Annotated in this window: 14 protein-coding genes; 5 read left to right on the top strand and 9 right to left on the bottom strand. The window is 56.4% G+C overall.

Annotated features, from left to right (window positions below; genetic code table 11):
- Positions 1-304: 304 nt before the first annotated feature.
- From ACFSKT_RS17695 to leuC, 8 genes are all read right to left on the bottom strand, one after another.
- Entirely contained in the window at positions 305-3979 is a 3675-nt protein-coding gene (locus ACFSKT_RS17695; RefSeq protein WP_377719663.1) for a dynamin family protein, read from the bottom strand.
- A 55-nt stretch (positions 3980-4034) separates the two neighbouring features.
- Positions 4035-4304, bottom strand: coding sequence for an NAD/NADP transhydrogenase alpha subunit (locus ACFSKT_RS17700; protein WP_377719662.1), 270 nt, complete (start codon positions 4302-4304; stop codon positions 4035-4037).
- A gap of 7 nt (positions 4305-4311) precedes the next feature.
- The gene (gene nth / locus ACFSKT_RS17705; RefSeq protein ID WP_377720608.1) at positions 4312-4989 is read right to left on the bottom strand and encodes an endonuclease III; all 678 of its coding nucleotides are present in this window, start codon (positions 4987-4989) and stop codon (positions 4312-4314) included.
- Between the two features lie 163 nt (positions 4990-5152).
- Complete coding sequence (locus tag ACFSKT_RS17710) at positions 5153-7885, bottom strand: S-layer homology domain-containing protein (protein WP_377719661.1); 2733 nt, start codon at positions 7883-7885, stop codon at positions 5153-5155.
- A 16-nt stretch (positions 7886-7901) separates the two neighbouring features.
- Entirely contained in the window at positions 7902-8537 is a 636-nt protein-coding gene (locus tag ACFSKT_RS17715; protein WP_377719660.1) for a GerMN domain-containing protein, read from the bottom strand.
- Positions 8538-8547: 10 nt separating this feature from the next.
- Positions 8548-10014 (bottom strand): N-acetylmuramoyl-L-alanine amidase, encoded by a 1467-nt coding sequence (locus ACFSKT_RS17720; RefSeq protein WP_377719659.1) that lies wholly within the window; start codon positions 10012-10014, stop codon positions 8548-8550.
- A 298-nt stretch (positions 10015-10312) separates the two neighbouring features.
- Positions 10313-10906 carry a 3-isopropylmalate dehydratase small subunit gene (gene leuD / locus ACFSKT_RS17725; RefSeq protein ID WP_377719658.1) on the bottom strand — a complete coding sequence of 198 codons (594 nt, stop codon included), beginning with the start codon at positions 10904-10906 and terminating at the stop codon, positions 10313-10315.
- Positions 10907-10939: 33 nt separating this feature from the next.
- Positions 10940-12361: a 3-isopropylmalate dehydratase large subunit gene (gene leuC / locus ACFSKT_RS17730; protein ID WP_377719657.1), complete on the bottom strand. Its 1422-nt coding sequence runs from the start codon at positions 12359-12361 to the stop codon at positions 10940-10942.
- Between the two features lie 158 nt (positions 12362-12519).
- Between leuC and ACFSKT_RS17735 the strand changes: the two genes are divergently transcribed.
- Positions 12520-13419, top strand: a complete 900-nt coding sequence (locus ACFSKT_RS17735; protein ID WP_377719656.1) for a LysR family transcriptional regulator — start codon at positions 12520-12522, stop codon at positions 13417-13419.
- 20 nt (positions 13420-13439) lie between these two features.
- Here ACFSKT_RS17735 and ACFSKT_RS17740 read toward each other — a convergent pair whose 3' ends face one another.
- On the bottom strand, positions 13440-14240 hold the full coding sequence (locus tag ACFSKT_RS17740; protein ID WP_377719655.1) for a carbon-nitrogen family hydrolase: 801 nt from the start codon (positions 14238-14240) through the stop codon (positions 13440-13442).
- Positions 14241-14355: 115 nt separating this feature from the next.
- Between ACFSKT_RS17740 and ACFSKT_RS17745 the strand changes: the two genes are divergently transcribed.
- From ACFSKT_RS17745 to ACFSKT_RS17760, 4 genes are all read left to right on the top strand, one after another.
- Complete coding sequence (locus ACFSKT_RS17745) at positions 14356-14802, top strand: hypothetical protein (protein WP_377719654.1); 447 nt, start codon at positions 14356-14358, stop codon at positions 14800-14802.
- A 133-nt stretch (positions 14803-14935) separates the two neighbouring features.
- Positions 14936-16132, top strand: a complete 1197-nt coding sequence (locus tag ACFSKT_RS17750; RefSeq protein WP_377719653.1) for a pyridoxal phosphate-dependent aminotransferase — start codon at positions 14936-14938, stop codon at positions 16130-16132.
- Between the two features lie 379 nt (positions 16133-16511).
- Positions 16512-17612 (top strand): glutamate 5-kinase, encoded by a 1101-nt coding sequence (gene proB, locus ACFSKT_RS17755; RefSeq protein ID WP_377719652.1) that lies wholly within the window; start codon positions 16512-16514, stop codon positions 17610-17612.
- Positions 17613-17652: 40 nt separating this feature from the next.
- On the top strand, positions 17653-18900 hold the full coding sequence (locus tag ACFSKT_RS17760; RefSeq protein ID WP_377719651.1) for a glutamate-5-semialdehyde dehydrogenase: 1248 nt from the start codon (positions 17653-17655) through the stop codon (positions 18898-18900).
- Position 18901 lies beyond the last annotated feature (1 nt).

An 18901-nucleotide genomic window follows, 5' to 3' on the forward strand; every position in this document is an offset into this window, starting at 1 on the left:
CTGCCGTTATTATGAATATGAGTGAATCTTAACAGCATCATTCCGGCAGGGCAAACAACGAACAAACGCGAATAAATGGCAAAATCCGCTTCCTTCCCCATCCTGCGCGCGAGAGAGGGGGTATTCTTCGATATCGTCTTAAATCATATCCAACATGCCCGCATTGCTCCGTTTTTGCACATTCATCCCCGGTTTTTGCACGATTCCATCACACCCATTTTTACCCAGAACCGAGGCGTCTGCCCGTAAACAAAAAAGAGCTTTCGCGAGCGGCCAAACGGCCGCCCGCAAAAGCTCTATCCTGTTAATTCGATGAAGTAAGTCCGGCTAGCGATTCGCCCAGCGCTTGCAGACGAGTCACATCGGCATCTCCGCTCAGGGAATGCAGCTTGCCTTGCACGAAGGCGTCGATATCGCTTCGCGTCAGCTGGCTGCTGCTTTCGGTCGCTTGCTGCCACAGCTCCCGATAACGCGCTGCCCACGCTTCTTCGACCTCTTGGAACCAGCGCGCAAGCGGAGCGGCAATCTCCGCTTCAAGCGCTTTGCGAAGCTGCGCTTTGCCTTCGCCTTCGAAGAACTGACGAGGCGATTTGAACCGGCTCCACAGCCATTTGCCCGTCACCGAGTCTGCCTCCCATTCCCGAGGCTCTTCCGGCGTCGGCGGCGCGAGCGGCTTGTAAGCCGATGGGGCATAGCCTTCCAGCAGCTTTGCGATTTCCTCGGCCGTATCGCCGTGGCGTTTGGCCGCCAAACGGTTCAAGGCGTTATCGAGCCGCAAGCTCGTCGCCTGCAATTCTTGCGACAGCTCGATTTGGAGCAATCGGGCCAGCTCCAGCCAGGAGGTCCAGATCGCTCTCTTCAGGTCGCGTCCATCGTCCTGCAGACTGCTCGGGTTGAAGGCGTAGTTGAAGTGGTCGCCGAAGCGCAAGCCAAGACGCTGCTGCACGTAGAACAAGAGCTCGCGCAGCTCCTGCTCCAATTGCGGGTTCAACCCGCGATCGGCTACGGCGTCCGACAATCGGATCGCCTCGGCGGCGCGGCTCTCGATCCGCTTCCGCTCCGCTTCGCGCGAAGCCGCGTCTCCCTGTGCTGAGCGGAGCCACTCTTCGATCGTTCTTCTCGCCCTGCGGATCTCTTCTTCGGCCGACTCGATCGCCAGCTTGCCCAAGTCGCCTCTGGCGAATGACAGGAACGACTGCTCGAATGCGGCAATGCCGGATTTGGCCAGCAGCCGCTCGCTGCCCGTCTGCTTCCCTTCCAAAGCCAGCAGGCTGGATACCGGGAACATGCGCGGGAACCGGATGCCGTGCTGCTGCAGATTGCGTTCGACGTGCGCGAGCACGCCCTGCAGTTCTTCGTCGCTCGCTGCCAAATCCGCCGCGTTGACGATGAAGAACATTTTGTCCAGCTCGAATTGATCCTTCACGCGGCCAAGCTGCAGCAGGAACTGGCGGTCCGCCTGCGAGAACGCATGATTGTAGTACGTCACGAACAAGATCGCATCCGCGTTCTTGATGTAGTTGAACGCCACGCCCGTATGGCGGGCATTAACGGAATCCGCGCCTGGCGTATCCACGAGCACAATCCCTTGCGCCGTAAGCGCATTGGCATGATGCAGTACGATTTCGCTCACGAAACATGACCGTGATTCTTCTGCCACGTATTTGCGATACAACTCGTTGTCGACGGCCAGTTTCGTGCCGAGCAGGGCTTCATGCTCCTGCCAGCCGCGAGCCGCCGCTTTAAGGAAGCTGTAATGCGGCCGTCCGCCGGCATGCACCGCGTCTGGCGACAGCTTGCCGATGGCTTGAAGAATGGCTCTCTCGTCGAGACCATCCGCCGTCTCTCCGAGCAGCTTCAACGAATAGAGCAGGTCGCCGATCATGGCCGCCCGGTCCTTCATGACGACCGTCGCGGTGCCGTGCGGACGCTCTTCGGTTGGAGGCACGATCCGGTTGACCGCGGCCGTCGTCGGATTCGGGGAGACCGGCAGCACGGAATCGCCCAGCAAGCCGTTGGCGAGGGAGGATTTGCCCGCGCTGAACGCGCCGAACAACGCGATGGTGAATTGGCTGCTGGTTAGACGCTCCGCCTTCTCCCGCATGGTCGCGACCGAACCAGCCAGCGCAGCATGCGGAGCCAACATATCCACGGCGGCCTTCAGACGCTTCGCAGCTTCGCGTTGAGGACCGAGCGCATCGGATTGTTCGCTGTACGCCGTCCAAGTCTGGTTCAGCGACTGCGGCGAATCAATCTCGCCTGTATTGCCTTTAAGCGAGGCATCCGGTTTCTCATTCGCTTGGCTTGCCCCGTGAGATGCTGGCTGTGTCTCCGCCGTCTTCAGCGGGATCGGCATTGCAGGACGCGCCGGAGCTTCCGGCAGCATCGCGGTAAGCTCAGCCTCGTGCTCGTTCTCTCGTCTGGCCAAAGCCGTCAAGGCTTCCAGCGCCGACGCCTGGCCGGACAAGTCACGTAAGCGTTCGCGCAACGGCACCGCTTCGGATTCGCCGGATTCCGCGGCTCTGGCGGCGAGCTCATCAACCCAAGGCAAAATTAGCCTGCGATATTCCGCCTTAACGTCAGACGCCAATTCACGGCTATAATTCATCGTATATTCGCCGCTGAACACGGCCCCTTGCTGAATGAGCCCGATCAGACGTTCCGGCTTGATCTCGAGTTGAAGCGATTGCTCCAGCCGTTCTTCAAGCGTCGCGTCCCGCCACCCCAGCGCATCGGCCGATCTGCGCAGCAAGTCTTTCAAATGCCATTCGATGTTCGCCTCGACCTTCGCCGCGAAATCATCGCGAAACGCGGCAAGCCGCCGTTCCTGCTCGGCCGCGGTCTTGGCGCCAGCAAAGAGCAGTCCCATCTTGAAGCCCGGCTTGCGGCTCTCCAGGAATGACTGCGCCAAATCTCTGGTCGCTGCCGGCATGACGATCGCGTTGTCCAGCAAGCTTTGCGCCTCGCCGAGCAGCTTCGTGCGGTACATGTCCTGCTGCTCCCGAATTTCGGCCAAGCGGCCATTGAGCGCATCGATCTCGGCTTTGACTTGGGCCGATTCCTCTTCTCCGCCAGCCGCTTCCAAGAGCGCTTCGCGCTCGGAGGCATGCTGCTCGGCCACCCACTGCGCATGCGCGCGCAGCAGATGGGCCGCCGAATCGTACACGCTGCAGAGCGATAGGTCGCGCCGCATCGGGGCGAGCTCTGCAAGCAGCCGCTCCAGCTTCTCCCACTCGGAGTGCGGATGATCCGGGTGACGCAGCGACAGATAAAGGATACCGCTCGGCTCCAGGTGCCAGTTGGCGAACCCTTCCTCGACGCTTTGACGATACGCCGCGAACGACAACTCCCGATCGCGGTGCTTATCGATTTGATTCACGATTAAATAAAGCGGCTTTCCCCATTCTTTCAGCTGCTTCGCGAACGTAAAGTTAATCTCGGACATGACATGGTTGTAATCCATGACATAGAAAACGACGTCCGCCATATGCAGCGCGGACTCCGTCGCCATACGGTGAGCGTCGTCGGTCGAATCGATGCCCGGCGTATCCAGGAGCACCGTATGTTCGCCAATACGCGGGATCGGGTAGGACAGCGCGATCGACTTTACCGACTCGCCATCCTTGCAGTAGGCATCCAGCAGTTCCAGCGGAGCCTCTACCGTCTCCGTTATCCCGTCTTTCACTCGTTCGATAACCGCTTTCGGCTCGCCACTGGCAATGGTGACGACGTTCGCGCTCGTCGGAATCGGACTCGACGGCAGCAAATTCGTGCCGCAAATCTGGTTCACGAGCGTTGATTTACCTGCCGAGAAATGCCCGCAGAACGCGATCGCCAGCTTGCCGTCCGTTAATTTGCCATCCAGGTCTCGCAGCTTACCCGCATGTTGCGAATCGCCCGTTTCGGCCATTCGCTCAGCTACCTGCTCAAGCGCGGCGCTCATGGAACCGACGTCCGGCTGAGCAACTTGATTGCTCATTCCTCTCTCTCCCTATCCAAGCCTTCTGATGCCCGCTCGGGGGCTTCTCTGCAGATTAAGCCGACTCTTCAGCCGACGGAAGACAAATTTCGAACACGTCGCCGTGCTGCAAAATGGTTACGTTACGCTCTTTCTCACGCATTACGACGACCTCGGGTTTCACTCGCATACGTTCAATATATTGCTCAGGTACTTCTCCTGCTCCTGATACTGTCACGCCCTCGATCACTTTCTCTTCATTCTCGGCCGGAGGGGCATCCATAATCTCTTCGTAAATATCGGAGAACAAGCCAAAATCTTTCGTGTAAACGGAAATGCATTTCATCGTGAACTCATCCTTTACTTGTTAATTTCTTCTTTTTGCTATCAGGTTTGCCTGTCGCGGCATTCTTCATCCGCTGTTTGCCTTCTTTGCAGACGTCCAGCAGCGGACAAACAGGGCATGCCGGATTTTGCGCCTTGCAGTGGTAGCGTCCGAAAAAAATAAGGCGATGATGGGTCTCCGTCCATAGGTCACGGGGAACCAGCTTCATCAGCTTCTTCTCGACTTCCAGCACGGAATCGTCGGCCTTGGCGATACCGAGCCGTTTGGACACGCGCTCGACATGCGTATCCACCGCGATCGCAGGAACGCCGAAAGCGTTGGACACGACCACATTCGCCGTCTTCCGTCCCACGCCGGGAAGCTTCGTCAACTCCTCATGCTCCCGCGGAATTTCGCCGCCGTAATCGTCAAGGAGCAATCGGGACAGTTTCTGAATGTTCGCCGCCTTATTCCGGAACAGACCGATCCGGCGAATATCGCCCTCCAACTCTTCCAAAGGCACCGATAAATAATCTTCCGGCGTGCGGTACTTCCGAAACAGTGTCGCCGTTACTTTGTTCACCGTCTCATCGGTACATTGCGCCGAGAGCAATACGGCTATCGTGAGCTCGAACGGGTTGCTGTGATGAAGCTCGCAATGGGCGTCCGGAAACATCTCGCCCACCACACGCAAAATATGATTCATTTTTTCCTTTGCGTTCAAGCAGCTCTCTCTCCCCACAATTGGGCTATCGTTTCAAAGTGTAGCGAATAATGTCACAATGCGCAACTGAAAAGAACGCTTACATCGTGATATTTCATAAAAAAAGCCGTTCCGCCACAAAGACGAAACAGCTTTTGGGTCACCGTTATGAAACCTTGACAATTTCAAGAACTTTTCCTTGGTAGACATAGATTACGAGTTTGTTATCCGCGGCTAGCGCGGACAGCGCGATCGCGGCTTCGCCTTGCGTCACTTTCGTCGAGGACGTCACGGCGAACGTATAGTTGTTATCCGACAACGAAGCTAGTCTCACGTACAGCGTCCCCGTACTCGCGTCATACCGGTCGAACGTTTTGTTCAGACCCGTCAGTGCTGTTATGAGGAGCGCGCCGTTGGCGTCCTTGCGGATTTCAACGCGATCGCCAACGGCGAGTACCGACGCGCTCGCAGACGTCGTGCCATTCTTGACGACGCTATAGCCGCTTGAGAGCGTTGCAGTGTTGACCGTGCCATTGTAGTCGGTAAATGTAATTTTGTCGGCTGCTAGGCTAGTGACCTTGCCCACTTTTACCGATACGAGCTGAACGGACGAAGGCGTCGTGCCTACGTAGGTCAGGTTAACGACTTTGCCCGCGGTGAACGCGCTCAATCCCGCGTTCTCGCCGGATTCGCCTAGCAGCTTGATAGCCGCCGTCGAGACGTCGGTCGTCGTTCCGTCGCTGCCTTTAATCGTCAGCTTCTTCGCGGAATCCGATACCGAGACAACTTCGGCTTGAAGCTGCTTATGCAGACGAATCGAAAGGAATTGATTCTGATCCGTATTCAACACGCCCGTCACCGTATCGCCTACTTTCACGTCGGCCAGCGTGGCGTTGTTCTTCCCTTGGATTTCGACGTTATCGTAGGTGACCGGAAGCGTAAGCGACGAATTGTTGCCGAGATCCAGCTTGATTTGTTTCGTCGTCGCGTTCACGGACAGCACTTTGCCCGAATATTGGGTGACGAATTGTACGAATACGGCCTTGTCGTTCACGTAGCCGACGGACACTTTACGGTTCTCGACCAGCATCGTCTTGGCCGCCACAAGCGGAATCGTGCTGTCATTGGCCGTCACGCGGGTCGTATCGGTCAAATAGACCGAAAGCAGTGCATTCGTAACGGCATCTCGCACGGTCAAAGCATTGATGTCAGCTTTGAAGCTCAAAATCGTCGCGCCGTTCATCACTTTTACCGACCGGTTGATCGCTTTGATCGAGGTTACTTTCTGTTGGCCATTCAGCGTCAGCTGGATCTGGTCGTCCTTCTGCAGATCCGCCAGCGTGGCGCCGGAAAGTCCGTCAATGAGAACTTCCACGTTGTCGGCGACGTATTTCGCTTCCAGAACGCCGTTACGCGTATAGTTGATCGTCATGGTGAAAGCATCAGCCTTCACGAAGCTTCCGGTCACGGTGAGCGCTGACGTCTGCTGAACCGTGATTTTGGTCGCCTTGCTATTCTTCACTTCCACCGTTACCGCGTCGCCGTTCTTAATGCCGGCCAGCCCCTCGGCCAGCAGCGTCCCCTGCCAGAGTATAACGGCATCGGAAGCAACGCTGTAAGTCGAAGAGGCATCCGTAGCCGGATCTACGACGGTTATGGACGCATTCGCTGCAGACGCGCCGCTGACGATGCCTTCGACCGTTTTGTTGACCGGTGCAGATTCCACTTCGATCGCAAGCGTCTGCTGCGCAGCGCGGAACTTATCCCGCGTTACGACGACCTTGCTGTCTTTGGCCAAGCTTGCGATTGCAATCGCACTGCCGTTTCCATCCTTCACGAGCGTCTTGGCATCATATGTGACTTTGACCGGCTCATCGTTCACCCAAATCCACACGGTATTCGAAGCCGGGAGCACCCGGTCGACAACGCCCGAAACTTTCTCCACCTGCTGTGTATCGTCCAATTGCTCCAAATAAAGCACGTTGTTATTACTGTCCGCGATCACCATGTAGTTCGTGTATAAGGCCAGTTTATCCAATGCGGACAGCTGTTCGGAATCGTGCCGATAGATAAGCGAATTCGCCGTCAATTTGTAAGACTTCTCGCTCCCGCCGTCATAAAGGGAAATGCCGTCCTTCGTTAACGTCGTGGCAATGCCGCCGGCTTGTCCCGCATACTTGACCGCATACTTCGCCTCCGCGCGGCTAAAGATCGTGGCGATCGAGGCACGGGTAATGAACCCCTTCGGATCGAATTTCTCGGCCGTAACCCCTTTAATAAGCTGCAGTTCGACGCCCGCGTTCACATACCCGACGTAATCGGCGCCGATCTTCGCGCGATCCTGGAAGCTGGAAGCCGTGGACGCCAGGCTTTCGGCCTTCTTCTGTTCATTGATCGCTTTGACGATCAGTTTGGTTACCCACTCGCGGGAAGCTTTCGTGGAACCCCACGCCGTGTCCGGGTTGTCCTCCGCCAATTTGAATTCTTCGTCCCGATCAAGCAGTCCAAGTTCGAACGCTTTCGTCACGTAAGGCTTGAAATATGTACTCACTTCGAAACCGGATGCAAACACGACGGCGCTGTCCGGATCGACTTCAGACTCTTTCCCGATGAATCGAATCGCCATGACAACCGCTTCCTGATGTGTAATGTTGTCATTCGGTTTGAACTGCCCGTTAATGCCTTTGACGATGCCTTGGGAAGCGAGTTTGGCGATATGCTTCGCCGCCCAATGCTTAGCGGTTACGTCGGAGAAACCCGCTGTCGCGGCCGTTTGAGCGGCGGTGGAAGCCGCAGCCTCCACCTTGGTTACCGTGCCTGTCCATGTGCTTGCCGTCAATAACGAGAACGCGGCCGCCGCCGTAATGGTTCGCGTCGTCCATTTGGTCTGTCTTTTCATGCGTGCATGCTCCTCATTATGGTTTTACGATCGGATGATCCAACATTTCATGTCCCATTAAGCTGTCGGCCTTCTCGCCGTCGATCAATATATCGATGGCGTCCACGTCGTCGAACTGAAACAACGTTTTGGTCAAAGACTCGATCGCAAGCGCCTCGCCCGGCGCGCCGAATCGCGCTTCGTCTGGAAGATGAATATCTAGCGTGACGGTCGTTCCATCGACCTTCACGCTTAGCAGCTCGGCATGTTTCCAAAGCGAAACCTCGCCGTTATCCCCATCCTGCTGCAGCGCCTGGAACGCCGCCTCGACCTTCGATTTGCTATCGTTCGCCGGGAATGCGAGCTCGCGGGTCCGCTCGCTTAGTCCCGTTTGCTCCTCGTCTGTAAAATAGACGGTGACCGGCGTTTTTGCCTCCTCAACGGCGTCCTGCGGCGCTTCTTTGCCGGCATTCGCCGCATCTGGCTGCGGCTCTTCTGCTTGTTGCTCTTGAGTCGGCGCGGGTTGTTGTTCGGTGGACGCTTGCTCGTTGCCCGCGGCGGTAACCGCATCAGGCTCGGAACCAACGTCGCCCTTTGCTCCGCATGCCGCAAGCAGCATCGAAGCGGCGAGCATGGTGCAAAACAGGTAGTTGGCGCCCGTTCGACGTTTCATTCAAGCCCTCCTAGTTTAATTTCAAATATTCCTTAATCCCTGAGACGATTTCGGCGGCAAGTTGGCTTTGCTTCGCGTCGTTGAACAGCACCGACGTGTCGTTCTTGTTGGACAGATAGCCGCATTCGAGCAGGACGGCCGGCATCGTCGTGTATTTAATGACCCGGAAGTTTGCCGTTCTGACTTTGCGGTCCTTCAATCCCGTCCCCTTCACGAGGTGCTTGTGCATGATATCCGCGAAGGCTTTGCTATTCGCCCTCGTATAATAGGTTTCTACCCCTGATACGCTCGAGGATGCCGCGCGGTTCGCGTGAATGGAAATAAACAAATCCGCTTTCGCGTCGTTCGCGATTTTAACCCGTCCGTCGAGTTCGACGAACGTATCGGTAGAGCGCGTCATAATGCCTTTAATTTGCTTTTCTTTATCCAGCAGCGCCATTACCTTCTTCGCAACGGCGAAGTTGAATTCCTTCTCGTACTTGCCGATGACGCTCGGCGCTCCGGGGTCCTTGCCGCCGTGTCCGGCGTCGATTACGACTTTATAAATTCCGGTGCTTGGATCGGGATTCGTTGTCGGAGGCGGTGTAATCTCGCCGGGAATCGGTTCCAATACGCGTATGACGATCGCGCCTGTTTCTCGAAGCACCTCGTAATGGGTTGCGGACGAAACGTCCAACACGACTCTGACCGTAGATGGCTTGTCCGAGAACAAGGAAAAACGAATCTTTTGCAATGAAACGTGCGTATCTACCGTAATTTCGCCGGATTGTGACGCCATATTCGCAAAAGGCGTCGTGAAACCCGCGTCGAAGGCGGTATTCGGCAAGTCGAACACGATTCGTTCCGGACTATGAAGCAGCGTGGTCTTCAATTCGCCCATTGTCCCGTCATAGGGTAGGTAGACGCTGTTGATCCCGTCAAAATCGATCGCTTTGAGCAGTGCGTTCACTTGCATGCCTTCTTCTACGCTATCGCTCGCATCCTGCCCGGAGCCATCCGGTGAACTTCCCGAATCTCCGCCGTTACCGGCTCCTGCGTTCGGGTCGCTGCTCTGATATAGATGAACGGACTGCGCCTGCTGGTCCCACTCTACGCCAAGCCCTAAATTCTGACTGACGAAACGCAGCGGCACGAACGTCGTGTTCGATTCCGCGAATGGTGCCGATTCCAGCTCAATTTCCTGATCGTTCACGACAGCCTTGCTGCTTCCCAAGGTCAATACGATCTTGGACGTACCATTCCCGACCTGGACGGTGGGACTTGTCCAATCCACCTGAAATCCGATGCCTTCCGAAACGACTCTAAGCGGCACCATCGTGAGCTGATTGACAACCTTCGGCGCCACGGACGACTGCAGCTCGATGCCGTTCAGATACAGTTTGGGTAAAACCGCCGCTGCGGCACCGCGTGCGCCCACGCCCGAAACTAACGAAAAGATTAGCGACAACAGCATGACAGCGGATACTAACTTCTTCATCTTTCACCTCGATGACTGATTTTGGGCTTCGCAAGCAGCGTAAACAAAAAAGCGAACGCAGCGCATTCGCTTCACGGGCATGAGTGCTTGCTCGCGAAGGCTGAGGACTTCGACGGAAACAACCCGACATTCCGACAGTTCTAGACGAATACATAGACGCATTTTGTCATAAAAAGTTGCGTATGAACAGGAAATTTTGTCCTTTTTGGCGCCGCCTCATTTTGCCTTACACCGCTAGCGATTCAAAAGAAATAGCCCCTGCTGCTTGGCAGGGGCTATCGGTCAGGTCATATGAATATTAGAATGCGACGCGGCTAGCTTCGTACGCGGAAATTTTATCTTCGTGCTGAAGCGTCAGGCCGATATCGTCCAACCCTTGAAGCAGGAACTGACGACGGTGCTCGTCCAGATCGAACTGGATTTCGAGTCCGTAGTTGTCGCTGAGCTTCTTGTTCTCGAGGTCAACATTCAACGCGTAGCCTTCGTTCTTCTGCGTGCGCTGGAACAGCTCTTCGACTTGTTCTTCGGTCAAACGGATTGGCAGGATGCCGTTCTTGAAGCAGTTGTTATAGAAGATGTCGGCGTAAGAAGGCGCGATGACGACGCGGAACCCATAATCCAGAATCGCCCACGGCGCGTGCTCGCGGGAGGAGCCGCAGCCGAAGTTAGCGCGGGAGAGCAGCACGGACGAGCCTTGATATCTTGGCTGGTTCAGGCTGAATTCCGGGATCACGTTGCCTTTCTCGTCCCAACGCCATTCGAAGAACAGGAATTGGCCGAATCCGCTGCGCTCGATGCGCTTCAGGAATTGTTTTGGAATGATGGCATCTGTATCGACGTTAACACGGTCTACGGGAGCAACGATACCCGTCAGTTGAGTGAAAGCTTGCATAGTTTGGTAACTCCTCTCGATTCCGTCTCGGGCTTAGTTGAATACTTCGGTTTTGATGTTCCAATCGCGCACGTCCGTGAACTTGCCCGTAACGGCTGCCGCTGCGGCCATTGCCGGGGACACGAGGTGCGTGCGTCCGCCGCGGCCTTGACGGCCTTCGAAGTTGCGGTTGGAAGTCGAAGCGCAGCGTTGGCCCGGTTGAAGCACGTCCGGATTCATCGCCAAACACATCGAGCAGCCCGCATCGCGCCATTCGAATCCGGCTTCCGTGAAGATTTTGTCCAAACCTTCCTTCTCTGCCTGGATTTTGACCCGGCCGGATCCCGGTACGACGATCGCGGTAACTTTGTCACTGACTTTGTAGCCTCTGGCGATTTCGGCCGCGGCGCGAAGGTCTTCGATCCGGCCGTTCGTGCAGGAGCCGATGAAGACGTAGTCGACTTCGATCTCGCTCATTGGCGTGCCTGGCGTCAGCCCCATATATTCAAGCGCCTTCTCGGCTGCTTTACGGTCATTCTCAGTCGGCAGGTCCGCCGGATTCGGTACGGAAGCGGTGATGTCCGTGCCCATGCCCGGGGATGTGCCCCATGTTACTTGCGGGATCAAGGAATCCACGTCGAAATCAACGATCGTGTCATACGTCGCGCCTTCGTCCGTCGTCAGCTGGCTCCAGGCCGCGACTGCTTGGTCGAACGCTTCGCCTTGCGGTGCGTACTCGCGTCCGCGGAGGTATTCGTATGTCGTTGCGTCAGGCGCGATCAGACCGGCGCGAGCGCCACCCTCGATCGACATGTTACAAACGGTCATGCGCTCTTCCATGGAGAGCGAACGGATCGCTTCGCCCGTGTATTCGATCACGTATCCGGTCGCGAAGTCCGTGCCGTATTGGGCGATAACGCCGAGAATAAGGTCTTTCGCGGTTACGCCTGGTTTGCGCGTGCCGGTGAAGCGAACTTCCATCGTCTTCGGCTTCGCCTGCTGCAGACATTGCGTGGCGAGAACGTGCTCGACCTCGCTCGTGCCGATCCCGAATGCCAGCGCGCCGAATGCGCCATGCGTGGACGTATGGCTATCGCCGCAAACGATTGTTTTGCCCGGGTGCGTAAGCCCCAGTTCCGGACCCATAACGTGCACGACGCCTTGGTCGATGCTATCAAGGTCGTAAAGCGTAACGCCGAAATCTTTGCAATTCTGCGTCAGCGTATCGATCTGCTGCTTGGAGATCGGATCGGTAATATTGAAACGGTCCTTCGTTGGTACGTTGTGGTCCATCGTCGCGAAAGTCAGTTCGGGACGGCGTACTTGGCGGCCGGACATCCGAAGTCCTTCGAAGGCTTGCGGCGAAGTAACCTCGTGCACCAGGTGCAGGTCAATGTAAAGAATGCTTGGCTTGCCGGCTTCGGAATGAATGACGTGGTTGTCCCAAATCTTCTCAAACAATGTTCTCTTCGTCATCGATAATCACCTCATAAGTTCGTTAAATCGCTCTGTCGATCTGATGAAGTCATCATAGCATTTCCTTCTTCATTGATCTAAGATATAATATCTATAACAGTAATAGATTCAACCTATGAACGATCCATCATCAGAACTTCGCAAGGGGTGCCCCAAACATGGAATTTCGCCAGCTCCAATATGTCATTCAAATCGCCAAGGAAAAAAACTTCTCCCGCGCCGCGGAGAAGCTTCATATCGCACAGCCCTCTCTCAGCCAGCAGCTGTCCAAATTGGAGAAAGAGATCGGCGTCCTGCTGTTTCGCCGCACGACGAATTCGGTGGAACTGACCCATGCCGGATCCGTGTTCGTCGATAAGGCGCAGACGATTCTGGACAGCATCGAGCAGCTGAAGCAGGAACTCGACGATCTCTCTCATATGCGCAAAGGCAAGCTCGTCGTCGGTTGTCTGCCGATGACGGGCTCGCATGTGCTGCCCCTCATTCTTCCGGTATTCGCCAAGAAATACCCCGACATTGAGATCGTGCTCGTCGAAGACACGTCCTCTCGGCTCGAACAGCTTACCGCCAGCGGTCAAACCGACCTTAGCCTGCTGTCGCTGCCGGTCGATCCGTCGCTCTCCTACGAGACCATTATCGAAGAAGAAATCATGCTGGCCGTGCCGCCCGGTCACCGACTAGCCGACCGCGGCACGCCGGTTCGGCTTCGCGAGCTGGCGGATGAGCCTTTCGTCGTGCTGAAGCAAGGCCAGGGCTTTCGGCAGATCACGCTTGACCTGTGCCAGCAAGGCGGCTTCGAACCCCGCATTGTCTTCGAGAGTACGAACATCGAGACGGTACAGTCGCTTGTCGCTACCGGAATGGGAATCGCATTCGTCCCGAAAATGATGACGCGCGTCAAATGGAGCGACTATACGCCGGTCTACCTCACCCTCGGCAATCCCGCACCATCCCGTACGCTCGTCATGGCCAGCCGCAAGGGACGATATTTATCCAAGGCGTCCGAAGCGTTCATTTATACGATGAAAACCACGTTAGAAGAACACTTCGGCTCTTGAAACACCCGGCATCGCTTGCGTTAATAAAGCGTTGGCCTGCGGTCCTCGAACACCGGAATGCGTCCCCGCACTTCGTCTACGAGTCCCAGGTCGATCTCCGCGCGGATGATCGTCTCCGTCTCGCCGGCTTCGGCTACGATTTCTCCCCAAGGGTCGATAATCATGGAGTGGCCGAAGAAGCTCGTCTCGCCGCTCGTCCCGCATCGATTGCAGGCAACAACGTACATTTGGTTCTCGATTGCGCGCGCCAGCAGCAGCGTACGCCAATGATGAAGCCGAGGATTAGGCCACTGCGCCGGAACGAAGAGCAGCTTGGCGCCGGAGAGCGCCAGCTTGCGCGCCAGCTCGGGGAAACGGATATCATAGCATATCATCATGCCGGCTTTCTCGCCCGCAACGTCAAGCGTCCCGATGGCATTGCCCGCGCTCAGATGCTTTTCTTCCTCCATTAAACGGAAGAGATGGATTTTCGAGTAGTCGGCCTGCACTTCGCCCTTCTCGTCAAAAACATAGATCGTGTTGAATACGCCGCCATCTTCCCGTTTCTCCGCCACCGAACCGCCAACGACCTGTACGCCATGCTTGCGGCTGAACGCCGAAAGCATGGCTTTTGTCCGTTCTCCGTTAACGTCCGCGATCTGCCCGATTCGATCGAGCGCGTAGCCCGTGTTCCACATTTCGGGAAATACGATTACGTCCGGCTTGTCCTGAACGCTTACCGCTTCTTCGAGAAGCTCCGCCAGCTTCCGGTAGTTCTCGTCCGGGTTCCCCGCCTCTACGTGCATTTGCAGCAGCGCAAGGCGCAATTTCGGGGTCGTCATTATGCAAAACTCCCTTGCTCATCATTGGTTTTCCCTAATGATACCTTCTCATGGTTCACTGTCAAGATGGGTACCGTAATAGCGCAATCACTTTACTTTACGAAGGAGAATGATCATGCCGCTTAAAGTAAGATGGTCCACGATTGTCGCGTTGTGCGCGGCGCTGATGCTGCTCCCGTCCGTGACGCAGGGTTTCGCTATGGAAGAAGCCGAAGCGCCCGTCCGTCCGGTTCAAGTATTCGACGTCGCTGCCGGCAAAGTCGTCAAGTCGGTCCCCAACAGCCCGGAATACCAACAGATCGCCAAGGCGTGGATCAAGGAAGCTAAGGAGCTTGCGCCTCAGCTTCAACCCGACGAGAAGTGCGGCTACGTGTTCCGTATTCCGCTCGACCAACCGGCCGTCATCAAAGCGCCCGGCGTCTCCATACAGGCGAGCGACATCTTTTTGTTCTATTGCCCGGAAAAGCCCAAGCTGCTGCTCGTGTTCGATGAAAACCGCAAACCGTTCTTATTCCAATTGAACGTGGATGTGAAGCCGTTCTTATCGAAAGTCGGCCTTTAAAAAGCAATGCCGAATGTCTTATCATCTCTCTTCACTCCACGTTAATCCGAGCTATCGACACGGATTTGGAATCATGTTAAAGTATGTGTAGCTTTCGGGACAGTTAGCATGTGAGTGAAATGGAGTGAAGAGAATGAATAAGACGCAACCTTTACATACGCGTATTCAACCTGCCGACCGCATGACGGGTTTGCCGGCGCAATTTTTCGCTGGATTGGTTCGCAAGGCCAATGCCCAAGCCGCCAAAGGGCGGGATGTCATCAATCTGGGGCAAGGCAACCCGGATCAACCGACTCCGGCTCATATCGTTGCCAAACTTCAAGCAGAAGCCCCGAATCCGGCTTTTCATAAATACCCTCCGTTCAGCGGTTTTGCCTTTCTGAAAGAAGCGGTAGCCAAACGGTATAAAGAAGATTATAACGTCGATCTGGATCCGGAGACAGAAGTCGCGATTCTGTTCGGCGGCAAGACCGGCTTAATCGAGATCAGCCAATGCTTGTTGAACCCAGGCGACGTGGCGCTCGTGCCCGATCCCGGTTATCCGGATTATTGGTCCGGTGTTGCGCTTGCGGGCGGACGAATGGCGCATATGCCGCTAAAAGCGGATCACGCTTTCCTGCCGGATTATTCCTCCATACCGTCGGACATCGCAGACCAAGCGAAGCTCATGTTCATCAACTATCCGAACAACCCGACCGGCGCCGTTGCGGACAGTTCGTTCTACGCCGATACCGTCGCGTTCGCAGCCAAACATAATATTGTCGTCGCCAGCGATTTCGCCTACGGCGCGCTCGGATTCGATGGCAACCAGCCGGTCAGCTTCCTCCAAACGCCGGGCGCCAAAGAAGTCGGCGTCGAATTCTATACCTTATCGAAAACCTATAACATGGCGGGCTGGCGCGTTGGATTCGCCCTTGGCAACAAAGAAGTGGTTGGCTTGATCAACTTGATTCAGGATCATTACTATTGCAGTTTGTTCGGCGGTATTCAGGCCGCCGCAGCCGAGGCGTTGACGGGTCCCCAGGATTGCGTGACGCAGCTTCGCCAAACCTACGAGAACCGCCGAAATGCCTTGTTCGGCGCGCTTGGCGAGATCGGCTGGCAAGCGGACAAACCGGGCGGCTCCTTCTTCTGCTGGCTTCCCGTGCCGAAAGGCCATACCTCGGCCACGTTCGCCGATCTGGTCCTGGAGCAAGCCGACGTCGTCGTCGCGCCGGGCATCGGATTCGGCACCCATGGCGAAGGCTATGTCCGATTAGGCTTGCTCGCTTCGGAAGAGCGGTTGATCGAAGCCGCGAACCGGATCGGCCGGCTTGGACTTTTCCGTTAATCCCGCTCCGCTGTGCCTTTACAGGTTCGCAAGGAGCATGATATGCTATGCACAATTGAACACTTCAACGTGATGATGGGGCCAAGTACACGAGCATCCGCCGCGCACAGAGAGTAAATTCATTAGCTGGAAGAATTTATCGCGGCAGGCGTGGAAACCCACCCTTGAACTTCCGGTGACGAGCCGGACAGCGCCTGCTGTTATCAGGTATAAGATGGGTAGCCATGCGTATTTTGCCGTACTTGCGCTGCCAACAAAGGTGGTACCGCGGAAGTCACACTTTCGTCCTTTATACAAGTAAAGGATGAAAGTGTGTTTTTTATTTTCCCCCGTTTCGTACGGCGGAACTAGATTATGGACTTGGAAAGGAATCGGGCGTATGACGGAACGTACAGTTGTCAAAATCGGAAGCAGCTCGCTCACCTCCGACGAAGGCGGCATCAACCGGGAGCGCATCCGCTTCTTCTCGGATGAATTAGCTTCCTTGCATCGGATGGGACAGCAAGTGCTGCTTGTCACCTCCGGCGCGGTCGCCGCCGGGTTCAAGAGCATCGGCTATGCCGCAAGACCGAAGCTGCTGCATGAGAAACAAGCCGCCGCCGCAGTCGGCCAAGCGCTGCTCATGCAAGCCTACCAGGAGGCATTCTCCGCGCACGGGATCGGCGTTGCGCAAATTTTGCTGACGCGCGCGGACTTCTCCAACCGCTCCCGGATCGGAAACGCGCAGAAGACAATTGAAGAACTGCTGAGGCAGCGGATGGTCCCTATTATTAACGAGAACGATACCGTGGCTACGGATGAGCTCAAATTCGGCGACAACGACACCCTCTCGTCGCTGGTCGGCAATCTGCTCAAAGCGGACCGTCTGCTTATTCTAACCGATACGGACGGCGTCTATATGGAGGACCCGCGCAAAAATCCGAATGCGGCGAGAATCGACCGGGTCGATCAAATTTCGGAAGAAATCATGCGCATCGCCGGCGGCTCCGGGTCTTCCGTCGGCACGGGCGGCATGCGCTCCAAAATCGAAGCGGCGCGGATCGCGATGCGCGGCGGCGTCCCGGCCTTCATCGGACGGGTTAAGGAAAGCGGCGACCTGATCGCAGCCGCGCAGGGGATCGGCAAAGGCACGTACTTCGCCGCCAACCTCCACACGCTTCCAGTCAAGAAGCAATGGTTAGGTTTCCATTCCGCCACACAAGGGCGCATCATCGTAGACGAAGGCGCCGAATCCGCGCTCACCGAGCGGGGCAAGAGCCTCCTGCCGGCGGGGATTCGCGCCATTGACGGCGAATTCCACCCAGGCGACGTCGTCGAGGTCGTCAATCAGTCGCAGCGCACCATTGGCCGCGGGGTCGTCAATTATGCATCCTGGCAAGTGCAAGCCGCGATGGGACTCGGAACCGACGAGGTCAAGCGACGGATCGACGTCGCACGGATTGAAGTCATTCACCGTGATGAATGGATCACGTTGAAGTAATCGCATTTTGAACATGGGGAGAAACAAGGAGGAACGAGAGATGAGCGAAGCTAGATTGAAATCCGCGCTTGCCCAGCAAGCCAGCAAAGCCTTGAACACCTTGACGACAGAACAAAAGAATGACGCGCTCCTGCTTATGGCCGATGCGCTTGTAACCGAACAAGCTTCTATTCTGGAGGCAAACGCCCGCGATTTGGAACGCGGCCGTCAGAACGGCACCAGCGAGTCGCTGCTGGACCGGATTGCGCTGACCGAGAGCCGGATCGCCGGCATTGCGGAAGGCTTGCGCCAAATCGTGGAGCTTCCCGATCCGGTCGGCCTCGTTCAAGAGTCGTTCGACCGGCCGAACGGACTGCGCATCGAGAAAATTTCGGTGCCGCTCGGCGTCATTGGCATTATCTATGAAGCTAGACCGAACGTCACTGTCGACGCGGCCGGATTGTGTCTGAAGACGGGTAACGCGGTCGTCCTGCGCGGCGGCTCCGCGGCGCTCTCCTCGAACAGCCGCATCGTCGAGGTGCTGCAAGAAGCGCTCTCCCGCTCCGCTCTGCCTGCGGAAGCGCTGCAGCTGATCGAGGATCCGAGCCGCGCGTCGGTCGACGAGATGCTGAAGCTGAACGGCTTGCTGGACGTCATCATCCCGCGCGGAGGCGCCTCGCTCATCCGCAACGTCGTCGAGAATGCAACCGTGCCCGTTATCGAGACCGGTGCCGGCATCTGTCATACCTTCGTCGACGAGAGCGCTGATCCTGCTATGGCTTCCGATATCGCGTTCAACGCCAAGGTTCAGCGTCCTTCCGTCTGTAATTCCATGGAGACGCTCCTTGTTCACGCACGTTTCGCGTCGGAACATTTGGCGGCAATCGCCGACCGGATGCGCGAAGCCAACGTCGAGCTGCGCGGATGTGAGGCGACGAGAGCGCTTCTCCCTTATGCGAAGGCCGCGACGAATGAAGATTACGCGACCGAATATAATGATTATATTTTGAACGTCAGAATCGTCGGCGGTCTGGAGGAAGCCATCGATCATATCGGCGAATACGGCACCAAACATTCCGAATGCATCGTCACCGAAGACGCTGCCCATGCCGCCCGCTTCCTGCAGGCGATCGACGCCGCGGCGGTGTACCATAACGCTTCGACGCGCTTCACGGACGGGTTCGAATTCGGCTTCGGGGCCGAGATCGGCATTAGCACCCAGAAGCTGCACGCGCGCGGACCGATGGGACTGCCCGCTTTGACATCGACGAAGTATCGCGTTTACGGCAGCGGTCAAATCCGCGGATAAT

The organism is Paenibacillus xanthanilyticus, from assembly GCF_042682185.1.
Lineage (GTDB): Bacteria > Bacillota > Bacilli > Paenibacillales > Paenibacillaceae > Paenibacillus_Z > Paenibacillus_Z xanthanilyticus.